The sequence below is a fragment of the Clostridium sp. NSJ-145 genome, from assembly GCF_021044725.1.
GTDB lineage: Bacteria > Bacillota > Clostridia > Clostridiales > Clostridiaceae > Clostridium > Clostridium disporicum_B.
Genome location: NZ_JAJNOS010000001.1, coordinates 381,039 through 395,400, shown reverse-complemented (window position 1 = coordinate 395,400; position 14,362 = coordinate 381,039). Strand labels below are relative to the sequence as shown.

Sequence of the window (14,362 nt, the reverse complement as noted above, 5' to 3'; positions counted from 1 at the left end):
TAACATTATTTATGCGGGTATCGTATATCGGTAATACTCCAGCCTTCCAAGCTGGAAAGGTGGGTTCGATTCCCACTACCCGCTCCATTATGCGTGTTTAGCTCAGCTGGATAGAGCAACGCCCTTCTAAGGCGTGGGCCAGGAGTTCGAATCTCTTAACACGCACCAGATGCAGGGATATCGCCAAGCGGTAAGGCACCGCACTTTGACTGCGGTATTCGTAGGTTCAAATCCTGCTATCCCTGCCACTTATGGTTTACTAGCTCAGTCGGTAGAGCACTTGACTTTTAATCAAGGTGTCCGGGGTTCGATTCCCCGGTAAGCCACCAAATATTTTGGAAAACTTAAAGGATGATATCATATGATATCATCCTTTAATTATTTTGAGAAACTATTTGTTATTTCATACCTTGTTCATATTGTTGAACCATTCTCTTAACCATTTCTCCGCCGACGCTTCCGTTTTGTTTTGCTGTTAAGTCGCCGTTATAATCGCTTAGTGGAACTCCTAGTTCACTTGCTACTTCTTTTTTGAATTGAGCTAATCCGTTTTTTGCTTCTGGAACTAATTTTTGTGCCATAATATTATCTCCTTTTATTTTTATTATTTGTAAAGTGTATCTTCACTTTACAGTATTATTTTACGTAGTTTAATTCTTAATAAACTATAATATTAAAGGGAAAAAAGGCAAAAGAAATAAGAAAGGGTACAATATGGCAATGAGTTATATTATAAAAAAATAAGATATCCTTTTTGGGGATATCTTATTTTTTTATTATTTAGTTTTTTTACTTCATGCCTTGTTCGTATTGTTCAACCATTCTCTTAACCATTTCTCCACCAACGCTACCGCATTGTTTTGAAGTAAGATCACCGTTGTAATCTGTAAAAGGAACGCCCATTTCATTTGCTACTTCGTTCTTAAATTTTGCTAATCCGTTTTTTGCTTCTGGAACTAATTTTTGTGCCATATTAGACCCTCCTTAATAAATTAAAAGTTTATTTATGTAAAGCTTCTTTGCTTTACAATAGTATTTTGCGTAGAAATGGTTTTAATAAACTATAAAAATGAGACCAAAATAGGAAAAATAAATATCGAAATGAATAAAATTACTTATAATCTAATTGTTCCAAGAAGAGGATAAGCTAGTAAATTTATTTTAGTTGTAAAAATAAATTTGTAGTATTTCGTTATTGAAAAAATATAAATGCTGTTATATATTTTATATAACAAATAAATTGAGAGGTGAAGTAATGCTACTTAAAATAGATTTCGATTCTGATATACCTATATATAATCAGATAAAGACAGAAATAATAAAAGGAATTGCTAGAGGAGAAATAGAAGAAGGTGAGATATTACCTTCGGTAAGAGGTTTAGCTTCAGATATAGAAGTTAATATGCATACTGTTAATAAGACTTATAGTATCTTAAAAGATGAGGGCTATATAAAGATTGATAGGAGAAAAGGAGCTTTTATAAGTTTAAATTTAGATGAATCAAATAATAAGTTTAGAAGAAGTTTTGAAGAAGAGTTAGAGTATTATATAGCGGAGTGCTGTAATAGAGGTATATCAAAAGATGAAGTGTATAAAATCATAGAGAAAAAATATAGTTTATTTAAGGAGAAAGAATAAAATGGAGGAATTAGTTAAATATTTTATATTCCCGTTTATTACAATTATATTATATATTCAAGTATTTAATTTAAATAGATTTTCTAATAATGGAATATATTTCGGTATTAGAGTGCCGTTAGAATATAAAGATGATAAAGATATATTAGAATTAGAAAAAATATATAAGAAGCAAAATATTATCTTAATATTGCCGATAATAATATTAGTAAATATAATATACTTTTTAAATATGAAGATGTGGCTATTTTTAACATACATATTTATATTGATTGGGATCATTAATATACTACCTATAATTTATTGGATAAAGATGAGAAATCTTAAAAATAAAAAAGGTTGGAAAGTTTTAAGTAAAAATGTTGTTATTGTAGAAACCGGGTTAAGACAACCACAGAAGAATTCAAGAGTTAAGGCTGTAGATACAAGATATTATTTAATTCTTTTGATTATACCATTAATTATATCTATATTAACGTTGATTAATTATAATAGTATACCACAATTAATTCCTGTTCATTATAATGTTTCAGGAGTTGTAGATAAAGTAGTAGAAAAAGGGACAATTGCTGCTTATATGAATTTAGCAGGGATACCTTTCATGCTTGTTTTAATGATATTTTTCTTTATGTTTATAAACAATATTACAGTAAAATCTAAATCAGATTTATTTAGTGGAAAGATTAAAGAAACAATTGAGAAGAAGTTGTTATTTAAAAAGTATGTTTCAATATTTACATGGATTTTAGCCTTAGAAACATTAATTATAATGGCTATTCCGCAAATTTGTATAATTTTTAATTTAAGTATAGAAATAATGACTATTCCGATGATAATATTGTTTATTAGCATAGTAATATTTTTAGTGATGAGCTATTATTTGGGTCAAGGTGGACGAAATATAAAAACAAATGAAGAGGGGGAAGAGAATTATAGAGATGATGATGATAAGTATATTCTTGGAGCATTATACTATAATAAAAAAGATCCTGCGTTGATGGTTGAAAAACGTATAGGAGTTGGATGGACAGTAAATTTAGCGCATCCGTTAGGCAAAATAGTAATGATATTACCATTTATAATAATAGTAGGTATGATAATATTTATGTACTTTTACGAGAAGACTAATCCGATATTTTAAAATATTAAGCTATGAGTATGCATAGCTTTTATTTATAGAGAAAAAACAAAAATATCTTGATGAAAAATAAGGAAATGATATACAATTAAAAAGAACAAAAGAGAAAAAGGAGAAATGAAGTATGGAATTGTTTAAAATTAAAGATTTAGAATTTAAAAGTGAGGAATTTTTAGATAATATTGACGAATATGAAGATTTAATACCTATAATACAAGATTTGCAAGAAAGTTTAAGTTATGAAGAGATTAATTGTGTAGGTGAAAATGATTGCTGTAATAGTACTGATAAAAATTATATTGTAGAAATTCAAGGGTACTTAGATAGCGAAGATGAATTTTACACAAAAGAAGAATTAATTCAACATGGGACTAATCTAGAAAATGGTAACCTAGATCCGTTTATAATAAGAATTTATAAATGTGTAGAATGTGGAAAGTGGATAATTGATATTTTAGAATAGGTGTAAAATAATGAGAGACAGGTTTATAGAGAAGATATCTATATTTAATGATAGTTTTAGAGAGAAAATAAATAAATTTATGAATTTGAGTATAGAGAAGAGAATAACCATTATTTCTATGCTTATATTGATACTTTCTATATTTGTTATGATATCCATGTCCAGTGGTATATCTACGAAGGAAGAAGTAATAAGCAATTTTAAGACAGCCATTGAAAATAAAGATGTAAAATTGTTATCAAAAACTTTAAAAGTTGGTAACAAAAGAGTAAATTATGAAAATTTAATACCGATTATGAATTATTATCATGATAAGATGGATACATTACTTGATGTAACTAAAAAATTAAGAGCTGATAATAAAAGTGGTATGTTACAGATTGAAAGCAAAAAAAATATATTAGCTGAAGAGTACTACCTAAATATTAACAAGGTATCTGTGGAAGTAAAGTCGAATTTTAATGACACTGAAGTAACTATAGATAATAAAACTATTAAATCAGGTGAAATATTGGAGAATATTATACCAGGAAATTATGTAGCTAGTTATAAATTAAAAACGGATTTTGGTTTTGTAACTGGAGAGAATGAAGTAACCATTACTGATCAGGATGTTATCAATATAAGTGTTGATGCTGGGAATATAACTATATATTCAGATTACAAAGATGCTGATGTTTTTATAGGTAATAAAAATATTGGTAAAAAGGTAGAAAGTGTAGTTAATTTTGGGCCTATTCCACTAAATAGAGATATTAGCATATATATAGAGAAGGAGTTTCCTTGGGGAAAAATAAAAAGCGAAACACTATATATAAATGATAGTGGAACTATTAAGTTAAATATTGATATGGTAAATGAAAAGCTAATGAGTGATATTGATATATTGTTAAATGATTTCTTTGACTCAGTTTTTAATGCACTCAATGAAGAAGATGAAAGTTTAATTATAAATGCGAATGAAGATACTAAAGATAAAATATATGATGATATTTTTAAGAAAACTTTATTTTTTACAAATAATTATAGAATTTCAGATATGAATTTAAATATAGAAAAAAGTGACTTTGAATATGAGGATAAGATTTATAAAGGTAATGTAGTTGTTAAAGTGAATTATGACATTTATAAGAAGTTATTACCCTTTATAAAAGAAAGTCATGAAGAGATGTTTTTAGTTAATTTACAATATGAAAATGATACTTGGATTGCTTGTGGCATTCAAAGATTTAACCTATATGAAGAAGATGATGAGAGTCTGTAAGTATTTGTATAGAAAAATAGGCTTTGAAGAATGACAAAATATTTATTCTTTAAAGTCTTTTTGTTACTTAAATTAAATAGATTTTGTTTGAGGGTAAAAAAAACCTGCACTATTGTGCAGGTTAAAGGGTTTATGTTCATTTAAGAAAGGGAATAAACGAACATATGTGGGGTTTTATTATAACTCTCTAATAAAATTATTAAAGAGTGGTATGGGCTTTTTTTATGTAATTTGTGTTACAATGACATTATATATCATATTTCAACAAATTCCAATAGTTTTTTGAAAAAAATTAATAAAATTCATATTTTTATGACAAAGATGTGTAAAAACACATATAAGTATATAATAGAAAGAAGAAAAGGGAGGCTAATTTATATGGATAAATATAAAGAAATTCTAAAAAATACACCAGATTATGAAGAGTATACAGCTAATGAAGCTAAGCTGTCAATTGATGAAATGAGGGAATTAGGGCTATTGAAATGTGGAGGGTGTTGTAGTTCAAAAAATGGATGTTCAAAGAAAACTAAGTGTTGTAAGGCAAAAAAATAAAATGTCGAAAAAACACGAGGTAAATAGTTACAGTGTAAATAAATAGAAATTATAAGTCGGATTTTGGAGGTGGATATGAGAAAGCCAAGTATATTTAGTAGAGATTACGAAAGAATAATGAGAAGACGTAAGAGGATATTTGTAACCTCAATTTCTTTAATAATTATATCTGTGGTTTTAACTGTTACTTTTATAAGCAGATATAAATTTACGAATATTGAAAGCTACTTAACAACTTGGATTAAAGATAAAGAAAAGAGTGAAAAAGAACAAAAAGAAGAAATCTTAAATGAAGAGAAAGAAATAGATATTTTAGAAACATACAAGAATATAAATATATTATTAAACGAAAATGAATTCGAATTAAAGTTATCTGATAATAATGGAGAAAAGTTTATTGAAGGTGTTGAAAATTTAGAAAAAGATAAATATTGTATAGATAGCTTAGGTAAAAAAGTTATTATATTAGATAAAAATCAAAATATATTTTTGGCTGATATAGAGGGAAATGTAATAAATTAACCTTAAATAAGTATGTATCTCCTTATGGTGAAGTTTTTGAGAAAGATGAAGTTTTATCTATTTATAATGATTATATATGGCATTCTCAAGTTAAATTTTTAGATAATAATAAGCTTGCTTATGTAAGTAATTTACCTTACTTTGGTTATGAGTTAAGTCAATATGTAAATTTGATAGATTTAGACACAAAGGAACATGTTACGATATGGGAACTTAAGGGTGGTAATATTATTTTAAAAGAAATTATAGATGGTGGATTAGAAGCTGTAATAGATGGAAATATTAAGTATGTAAAGTAAAATTAATATAATAACATTGGGAAATTTAATTTTGTGAAACAAATATTTGAAAATATTTAAATGTTTATGTTATAATAACTTAGTCGAAATAAGCATACAATAGCTTAGTTTTAGGAGGAATATATACAATGGAAGCTAAAATGGAAAAAAAAGACGTTAATGTTGTTAAGTTTGAAGTAAAAGTAGAAGCACAAAAATTCAACGAAGCTTTAACTAGATCTTATAAGAAGAACATGAATAAATTTAATGTACCAGGATTCAGAAAAGGTAAAGTGCCAATGGCAGTAGTTAAGAAGTACTACGGAATAGAAGTGCTTTTAGAAGATGCTATAAACTTTGCAATCGATAGTTCATATAAAGAAGTATTAAAAGAAAACAATATAATACCTGTAGACTATCCACAAATCGATGTTGTTGAAGTTGGAGAAGGTAAAGATTTCATATATACTGCTGAAGTTACTGTTTATCCAGAAGTTAAGCTAGGTGAATACAAAGGATTAAAAGTTGAAAAGAATTCTTATGAAGTAACTGAAGAAGAAGTAAATAAGAAGTTAGTAGAAATGCAAGAAAGAAATGCTAGAGTTGAAACTAAAGAAGAAGGTAGCGTTGAAAATGGAAACATAGCTGTTATCGACTTTAAAGGATTCATTGATGGTGAAGCATTCCAAGGTGGAGAAGGAACTGATTATGAATTAGAAATAGGTTCAGGAACTTTCATCGGAAACTTTGAAGAGCAATTAGTTGGAAAGAATGTTAATGACAATGTAGAAGTAAATGTAACATTCCCAGAAAACTATGGAAGAGAAGAATTAAATGGTAAGCCAGCTAAATTCGAAGTTACAATAAAAGGAATCAAGGTTAAAGAATTACCAGCATTAGATGACGAATTTGCTAAAGAAGTATCTGAATTTGATACATTAGCTGATTTAAAGGCTGATATTACTAAAAAATTAGAAGAAACAAATGCTTCAAGAATTGAAAGAGAATTTGAAGAAGCAGTTATTTTAGCAGCAACTGAAAATGCAAATGTTGAAATTCCAGCTGTAATGATTGAAAAAGAAATAGATAAAATGGTTCAAAATCTTGAGCAAAGATTACAATACCAAGGTTTAACTTTAGAACAATATTTCCAATTCACAGGTAGTGATGCTGAAAAAATGAGAGAATACATGAAAGAAAATGCTGAAAGAAAAGTTAAGACAGACTTAGTATTAGAAGCTATTGAAAAAGCAGAAAATATAGATGCTACTGAAGAAGAAATAAGAGCTAAAGCTGAAGAAGTTGCTAAAATGTATTCAGCAAACAGCGATGAAAAAATGGTTGATTTATTAATCAACAGCCAAAGAGAAGCTTTAAAGAGTGATGTTATCACAGCTAAAGCTGTTAAATTATTAATCGAAAATAATTAATAAGTATTAAGTTAATTGCCAGAAAAGTTTTTTCTGGCAATTATTTAAAATATTTCTTTAACAAAATAATGTAGATTAGATATAATTTAAGTATAATTACTTTTGTCTATTTGGATATATTATTAAAGAAGGGTTTAAAGAGAAAGAGGAGGGAGTTTTACATGAGTAATTACGTTCCAATGGTTGTCGAACAAACAGGAAGAGGAGAAAGATCTTATGACATCTTTTCTAGACTTTTAAAGGATAGAATTGTAATGTTAAGTGGTGAAGTAAATGATGTTACATCAAACTTAATAGTAGCTCAATTACTTTTCTTAGAAAGTGAAGACCCAGATAAGGATATATATTTATATATTAATAGTCCAGGTGGGTCAATTACTGCAGGAATGGCTATTTTTGATACTATGAATTATATAAAACCTGATGTTAGTACTATATGTATAGGTATGGCTGCATCTATGGGAGCATTTTTACTTTCTGCGGGAGCACCAGGAAAAAGATTTGCGTTACCAAATAGTGAAGTTATGATTCATCAACCACTAGGAGGATTCCAAGGGCAAGCAACAGATATTGATATACATGCAAGAAGAATTTTAAAAATTAAAGAAACATTAACTAGAGCTATGGCTGAATCAACAAATGGAAAAGTTGACTACGAAACTATGGTTAAAATGTGTGAAAGAGATAACTTTATGTCTGCACAAGAAGCTAAAGAAATAGGATTAATAGATGATGTTATAGTTAGAAATGATATAAAGAAAAGCTAAAAGAGTCCAGAGCTAAAGTGAGGTGAAGTTATGGCTAAATTTGATGATAAAAAACAGTTAAAATGCTCTTTCTGTGGTAAAAATCAAGACCAAGTAAAGAGATTAATTGCTGGGCCAGGTGTGTATATATGTGATGAATGTATAGATTTATGTTCAGAGATTATACAAGATGAATTTGAGGAAAGCGTAGAAATAGATACAACTTCATTACCAAAACCAGCAGAAATAAAAAATTATTTAGATCAATATGTAATAGGTCAAGATAAGGCTAAAAAGGCGTTATCTGTTGCTGTGTATAATCATTATAAAAGAATTCAATCAAATATGATTGAAGATGATGTAGAGCTACAAAAAAGTAATATTTTACTTTTAGGACCAACTGGTTCAGGAAAGACACTTTTAGCTCAAACTTTAGCAAAGTTTTTAAATGTTCCATTTGCTATTGCTGATGCTACTACATTAACTGAAGCTGGATATGTTGGAGAAGATGTAGAAAATATACTTTTAAAATTAATTCAAAATGCTGATTATGATGTTGAAAAGGCTGAAAAAGGAATAATTTATATTGATGAAATAGATAAAATTGCTAGAAAGTCAGAAAATCCTTCTATCACTAGAGATGTATCTGGTGAAGGCGTTCAACAAGCTTTATTAAAGATATTAGAGGGAACTACAGCCTCTGTACCACCACAAGGTGGAAGAAAACATCCACATCAAGAGTTTATTCAAATAAATACTTCAAATATATTATTTATATGTGGAGGAGCTTTTGATGGTGTTGATAAAATAATAGAAAAGAGAACTCAATCTAGCTCAATGGGATTTGGTGCTGATATTAAATCTAAAGCTAATAAAGATGTTGGAACTCTTTTAAAATCTATTTTACCTGGAGACTTATTAAAGTTTGGATTAATTCCTGAATTCGTAGGTAGATTACCTATAGTAGTTACTTTAGAATCTCTAGATCAAAATGCTTTAATCAATATATTAAGTAAGCCAAAAAATGCTTTAGTTAAGCAATATTCAAAATTATTTGAGATGGATAATGTTGAGTTAGAGTTTACTGAAGATGCACTTAAAGCTATTGCTGATGAAGCTATAGCAAGAAAAACTGGTGCTAGAGGTTTAAGATCTATAGTTGAAGATATGATGATAGAAATTATGTTTGATATACCTTCTGATGAAAATATATCAAAGATAATTATTAATGAGGATACTGTAAAGAATAAAGAATTGCCTGAAGTTGTTAGATTACCTGAAAATGAAAAGCGTTTGGTTTTAAAACCTAAAAAAGCTAAAAAGAAAAAGGGTATGGAAACAGCCTAAAAAAAATCACCCATGATTTAGGGTGATTTTTTTTGTTAAAAATATTAAAAATATAAATTACTTCTGGAATATAACTATTTGAATAAGTCAATAATACAAATAGTTTTATTAAAGGGAGGGATAGTCTTTTAGGTAGCTAAAAGGAATAAGATATGAATGAAATAATGATGATATTACAATTAATAATGATAGTTCTTTTTATTGTATATTTATTTAACAATAATAAGGCTAATAGGTCAAAAACTGTAGTAATAGATAAAGAGAATAAAAAAGAAATGGATAAATTATTAAAATTAAGATCAATAAAATTAACTGAACCATTAACTGAGAAAAGTAGACCAAAAGAGTTTGAGGAGATAATAGGTCAAGAAGAAGGAATTAAAGCATTACAGGCAGCTATATGTGGACCTAATCCTCAACATGTAATAATTTATGGACCTCCTGGTGTAGGGAAGACTGCAGCTGCTAGGTTGGTTTTAGACAAAGCAAAGAAACAAGCAAATTCACCATTTAGAAGTGAAGCTAAATTTGTAGAGATAGATGCAACTACAATACGTTTTGATGAAAGAGGCATAGCAGATCCTCTTATAGGTTCTGTACATGATCCGATATATCAAGGAGCAGGATCTTTAGGTATAGCAGGGATTCCACAACCTAAACCAGGTGCGGTTACTAAAGCGCATGGAGGAATACTTTTTATTGATGAAATTGGGGAGTTACATCCAATAGAATTAAATAAACTTTTAAAAGTTTTAGAAGATAGAAAAGTATTTTTAGACAGTGCATATTATAGTTCAGAAGATAGTAATATGCCAACCTATATCAGAGAAATTTTTGAAAATGGATTGCCTGCTGATTTTAGACTCATAGGGGCTACGACTAGAAGTCCTGAAGAAATTATTCCAGCTATAAGATCTAGATGTGTAGAAATATTTTTTAGATCACTTCATACAGATGAAATTAAGAAAATAGCTGAAAATTCAATTAATAAAATTGGCTTAACTGTTTCTGATAAAGGTTTAGATATAATAAGTAGATATTGCAGTAATGGAAGAGAAGTTGTAAATCTAATTCAATTATGCTCTGGAATAGCAATAAATGATAATAGAAGTGAAATTTCAGAAGATGATATAAAATGGGTAATTGAAAATGGGCAATATTCAGAGATTCCAGATGTAAAGTTAAAAGAAAACCATAATAGAATTGGAGTTGTAAATGGGTTAGCTGTATATGGAGCAAATATAGGAATGATTATGTCTTTAGAAGCAACTGCTAAAAAAATTACAAATAGAAAAGGTGAGATAAAGATATCTGGTATTATTGAAGAAGAAGAAATTACTTCTAATAATAGAAAGATAAAAAGAAAAAGTACAGCTTATTCTTCAGTGCATAATGTATTAACTGCATTAAATAATGTATTTAATATAAATAGTGATAGCTATGACCTTCATATTAATATACCAGGAGGTGTTCCTGTAGATGGTCCATCCGCTGGTATTACAATAGCTACAGCTATATATAGCTGTATAATGAAAGAACCAGTAGATAATATGATTGCCATGACAGGAGAGATAACACTATTAGGTGATGTTAAGCCTATTGGTGGAGTTAGTGCTAAAATATTAGCAGCGAAAAAAGCTGGAGCGACAAAAGTTATAATTCCAGAAGAAAATTGGAGTGATAGTTTCGAAAACTATGAAGGAATAGAGATAGTACCTGTAAAAAATATAAAAGAAGTAATAGAGTTAGCTATTATATCTCAAAAGCTAAATGGAAATATAGATGTTTTATCAGCGAAAGCAGAATAAATTTTTTAGACCACCCTTTGGGTGGTTTTGTATTTTTTACATAAATAGAAAAGTTGAAAAAATATATATTTATGTGTATACTAAATTGGTTAGATAAATTTTAACAGTAAAGAAGAATGGAGGGGGAAAATGGAAAGAAGTCAAATAACTTTAGCTGTTATTCCGTTAAGAGGCATTACGATTTTTCCCAATATGATTATACATTTTGATGTTGGTAGGGAAAAATCCATAGCAGCTTTAGAAGAAGCAATGAAAGAAAATGGGGAGATTTTTTTAGTATCACAAGTAGATCCTGAGATAGAAAATCCGACTAAGGATGATGTTTACTTCATTGGAACTATATCAAAAGTTAAGCAAATATTAAAAATGCCTAAAGGTATTACAAGAGTATTAGTTGAAGGTATTGAAAGAGCTGAAATTGTTGATATATTAGATGAAGAAAAATTTATGAAAGCTAATATTGTTAAAATAGAAAATGAATATGTTAAAGGAGACGATGCTAAGGAATCAGCATATAGAAACCTTTTAACAAAGTCATTTAATCAATATATAGAAGCGGCTGATGTTGAAGGGAATAAAGCACCATTAGCAATAACTAAAGAAGAAAGCTTAAGTAAAGTAACTGATTTAGTGGCATCTTTTATTGAACTTGAAGATGATAAAAAGCAAGAAATTCTTGAAACACTTGATGTTTACGAAAGAATTGAAAAGTTAATTCTTTATATTACAGAAGAAATAGAAATTATTAATATTGAAAAAGAAATAGGGAATAAGGTTAAGGATAAAGTTGACAAGGCTAATAAGGAGTACTTCTTACGAGAACAGGTTAAAGTAATTCAAGAAGAACTTGGTGAAGATGAAGAGAAAAATGAAATAGAAAACTATAAAGAAAAAATAGCCAAGTTAAAAATGCCTAAGGATGTAAAAGAAAAGGTTGAATATGAACTTTCTAGATTAAAAACATCTAATTCTGGAGATGGTAATAATATAAGAACTTATCTAGATTGGATTATAGCCCTTCCTTGGAATAAGAGTACAAGGGATACTTTTAATATAGAAAAGGCAGAAGAAGTGTTAAATGCAGAACATTATGGTTTAGATGAAGTAAAAGAGAGAATATTAGAATATCTTGCTATAAAACAATATACAAAAAGTATAAAAGGACCTATTTTATGTTTAGTTGGTCCACCAGGAGTTGGGAAAAGCTCTATAGCAAAATCAGTAGCAAATGCAGTAAATCGTAAATTTGCAAGAATTTCTCTTGGAGGAGTCAAAGACGAAGCAGAAGTTAGAGGGCATAGAAGAACTTATATTGGAGCAATTCCAGGTAGAATTGTATATGCTTTAAAAGAAGCTGGATCTAATAATCCATTAATTTTACTAGATGAGATAGATAAGTTAAGTTCAGATCATAAAGGAAGCCCTGCAGATGCTTTGTTAGAAGTATTAGATCCTAATCAAAATATGAACTTTAGAGATAGCTTTATGGAAGTAGATATTGATTTATCTAATGTATTGTTTATTACTACAGCGAACTCTTTAGACACTATACCTAGACCATTATTAGATAGAATGGAAATTATAGAGATATCAGGCTATACTTATGAAGAAAAGTTTAATATAGCTAAAAATCATCTTATACCTAAGACTTTAAAAGAGCATAACTTAGACAAAGATACCATCAAAATTTCTGATAATGTAATAAAAGAAATAGTAAATAGTTATACTATGGAGTCTGGAGTTAGAACACTTGAAAGACAAATAAATAAAATTGTTCGTAAAGCTATAACTGATCTTATAAAGAACAATAATAAGAGTATTACTATATCAGCTAATAAAGTTGAAAAGTATCTAGGTCCTAAAATATTTGAATATGAAAAAATAGATAGAGAAGATAAGGTTGGAGTTGTAACAGGTTTAGCATGGACAGCTTATGGTGGAGATACTTTACCGGTGGAAGTTAGTGTTATGAAAGGATCTGGTAAATTAGATCTTACAGGACAATTAGGTGATGTTATGAAAGAATCTGCAAAAGCATCATATAGTTATGTAAGAGCTAATGCAAAGAAATATGGAATACCAGAAGACTTTTATAAGGAAAATGATATTCATATACACGTTCCAGAAGGTGCAGTACCAAAAGATGGTCCTTCAGCTGGCGTTACTATGACTACAGCACTTGTTTCAGCTTTATCAAATAAAAAGGTTAAGAGCAATGTTGCTATGACTGGGGAGATAACATTAACTGGAAGAGTACTAGCTATTGGGGGAGTTAAGGAAAAATGCTTAGCTGCTCATAGAATAGGAATAGATACTATAATATTACCAAAAGAAAATGAAAAACATGTAGATAAAATACCTAAATCAGTTAAATCTAAATTAAACTTAGTTTTTGCTGATAGAATTGATAAGGTATTAGAGAATGCATTAATTGGAGTTGAAAATAATGATAATTAAAACATCAGAATTTATTACATCAGCAGTGAAAAGAAATCAATACCCTGTAGATGTAAGACCAGAAGTTGCCTTTGTTGGAAGATCAAACGTAGGTAAAAGTTCTATAATAAATGCCTTAACTAATAGAAGAAAGCTAGCTAAGGTTTCTCAAACGCCTGGTAAAACTAGACTTATAAATTTCTTTTTAATAAATGATGAAATGTATTTAGTTGATTTACCTGGATATGGATATGCGAAAGTATCTAAAAAGGAAAAAGAGAGTTGGGGAAAAACAATTGAAACTTATCTAATGGAAAGAGAACAATTGAAAAAAGTAGTTTTATTAGTTGACTCTAGGCATAAACCTACTGCAGACGATATTCTTATGCATGAATGGATAAAACATTTTGGATATAAGGTTATAGTAATTGCAACAAAAAGTGATAAACTATCTAATAATGAAATTGGGAAAAGTAAGAAATTAATTAAAGAAACGCTGAAGCTAGGACCTGAAGACGAGTTCTATTTATTCTCATCAGTAAAGAAAAATGGGAAAGAAGAGTTAATAGATAATATCTTTGGAGATTTAGTAGAAGAATAAATAAAAAAACTGCCAAAAAGGCAGTTTTTTTTGTTATAAAATTTTTTATCAAAAATAAAACTAGTGTCAAATTATAAAAATTAGAATAGTATATAGTATAAAAATAAAAAAACAAAATCCTTAGGAGGAAGTAAG

General features: G+C 28.5%; 15 protein-coding genes and 4 tRNA genes. 17 read left to right on the top strand and 2 right to left on the bottom strand.

Features of this window, described 5'->3' with window-relative positions; translation table 11 throughout:
• Positions 1-13 precede the first annotated feature (13 nt).
• From LQE93_RS02035 to LQE93_RS02020, 4 genes are all read left to right on the top strand, one after another.
• A tRNA-Gly gene (locus LQE93_RS02035) sits at positions 14-87 on the top strand.
• A gap of 4 nt (positions 88-91) precedes the next feature.
• A tRNA-Arg gene (locus tag LQE93_RS02030) sits at positions 92-168 on the top strand.
• A gap of 5 nt (positions 169-173) precedes the next feature.
• Positions 174-248: transfer RNA gene (locus LQE93_RS02025), tRNA-Gln, on the top strand.
• 5 nt (positions 249-253) lie between these two features.
• Positions 254-329: transfer RNA gene (locus LQE93_RS02020), tRNA-Lys, on the top strand.
• A 69-nt stretch (positions 330-398) separates the two neighbouring features.
• Here the strand turns inward: LQE93_RS02020 and LQE93_RS02015 are convergent.
• A complete protein-coding gene (locus LQE93_RS02015; RefSeq protein WP_055267257.1) occupies positions 399-581 on the bottom strand; it encodes an alpha/beta-type small acid-soluble spore protein in 183 nt (60 codons plus the stop codon).
• Positions 582-789: 208 nt separating this feature from the next.
• Positions 790-972 (bottom strand): alpha/beta-type small acid-soluble spore protein, encoded by a 183-nt coding sequence (locus LQE93_RS02010; protein ID WP_186839226.1) that lies wholly within the window; start codon positions 970-972, stop codon positions 790-792.
• A 283-nt stretch (positions 973-1,255) separates the two neighbouring features.
• Between LQE93_RS02010 and LQE93_RS02005 the strand changes: the two genes are divergently transcribed.
• The 13 genes from LQE93_RS02005 (at position 1,256) to yihA (ending at position 14,227) form a co-directional block, all read left to right on the top strand.
• Entirely contained in the window at positions 1,256-1,639 is a 384-nt protein-coding gene (locus LQE93_RS02005; protein ID WP_055267261.1) for a GntR family transcriptional regulator, read from the top strand.
• 1 nt (position 1,640) lies between these two features.
• Complete coding sequence (locus LQE93_RS02000) at positions 1,641-2,780, top strand: DUF5808 domain-containing protein (protein WP_186839227.1); 1,140 nt, start codon at positions 1,641-1,643, stop codon at positions 2,778-2,780.
• A 121-nt stretch (positions 2,781-2,901) separates the two neighbouring features.
• Entirely contained in the window at positions 2,902-3,240 is a 339-nt protein-coding gene (locus LQE93_RS01995; RefSeq protein WP_055267265.1) for a hypothetical protein, read from the top strand.
• A gap of 10 nt (positions 3,241-3,250) precedes the next feature.
• Entirely contained in the window at positions 3,251-4,504 is a 1,254-nt protein-coding gene (locus tag LQE93_RS01990; protein WP_231071776.1) for a TcaA 3rd/4th domain-containing protein, read from the top strand.
• Positions 4,505-4,882: 378 nt separating this feature from the next.
• Complete coding sequence (locus LQE93_RS01985; RefSeq protein WP_172675770.1) at positions 4,883-5,059, top strand: hypothetical protein; 177 nt, start codon at positions 4,883-4,885, stop codon at positions 5,057-5,059.
• A gap of 75 nt (positions 5,060-5,134) precedes the next feature.
• The gene (locus LQE93_RS01980; protein ID WP_231071774.1) at positions 5,135-5,581 is read left to right on the top strand and encodes a hypothetical protein; all 447 of its coding nucleotides are present in this window, start codon (positions 5,135-5,137) and stop codon (positions 5,579-5,581) included.
• Between the two features lie 170 nt (positions 5,582-5,751).
• Positions 5,752-5,880, top strand: coding sequence for a hypothetical protein (locus LQE93_RS16750; protein ID WP_269144309.1), 129 nt, complete (start codon positions 5,752-5,754; stop codon positions 5,878-5,880).
• 128 nt (positions 5,881-6,008) lie between these two features.
• Entirely contained in the window at positions 6,009-7,289 is a 1,281-nt protein-coding gene (gene tig / locus LQE93_RS01975; protein WP_186839230.1) for a trigger factor, read from the top strand.
• Positions 7,290-7,450: 161 nt separating this feature from the next.
• Positions 7,451-8,056 (top strand): ATP-dependent Clp endopeptidase proteolytic subunit ClpP, encoded by a 606-nt coding sequence (gene clpP / locus LQE93_RS01970; protein ID WP_055267273.1) that lies wholly within the window; start codon positions 7,451-7,453, stop codon positions 8,054-8,056.
• Between the two features lie 30 nt (positions 8,057-8,086).
• On the top strand, positions 8,087-9,382 hold the full coding sequence (gene clpX, locus LQE93_RS01965; protein WP_055267275.1) for an ATP-dependent Clp protease ATP-binding subunit ClpX: 1,296 nt from the start codon (positions 8,087-8,089) through the stop codon (positions 9,380-9,382).
• 152 nt (positions 9,383-9,534) lie between these two features.
• On the top strand, positions 9,535-11,190 hold the full coding sequence (lonB, locus tag LQE93_RS01960; protein WP_055267277.1) for an ATP-dependent protease LonB: 1,656 nt from the start codon (positions 9,535-9,537) through the stop codon (positions 11,188-11,190).
• A 129-nt stretch (positions 11,191-11,319) separates the two neighbouring features.
• On the top strand, positions 11,320-13,647 hold the full coding sequence (gene lon, locus LQE93_RS01955) for an endopeptidase La (RefSeq protein ID WP_055267279.1): 2,328 nt from the start codon (positions 11,320-11,322) through the stop codon (positions 13,645-13,647).
• Positions 13,637-14,227, top strand: coding sequence for a ribosome biogenesis GTP-binding protein YihA/YsxC (yihA, locus tag LQE93_RS01950; protein ID WP_055267281.1), 591 nt, complete (start codon positions 13,637-13,639; stop codon positions 14,225-14,227). Before lon ends, yihA begins: the two co-directional genes overlap by 11 nt.
• Positions 14,228-14,362: the final 135 nt, after the last annotated feature.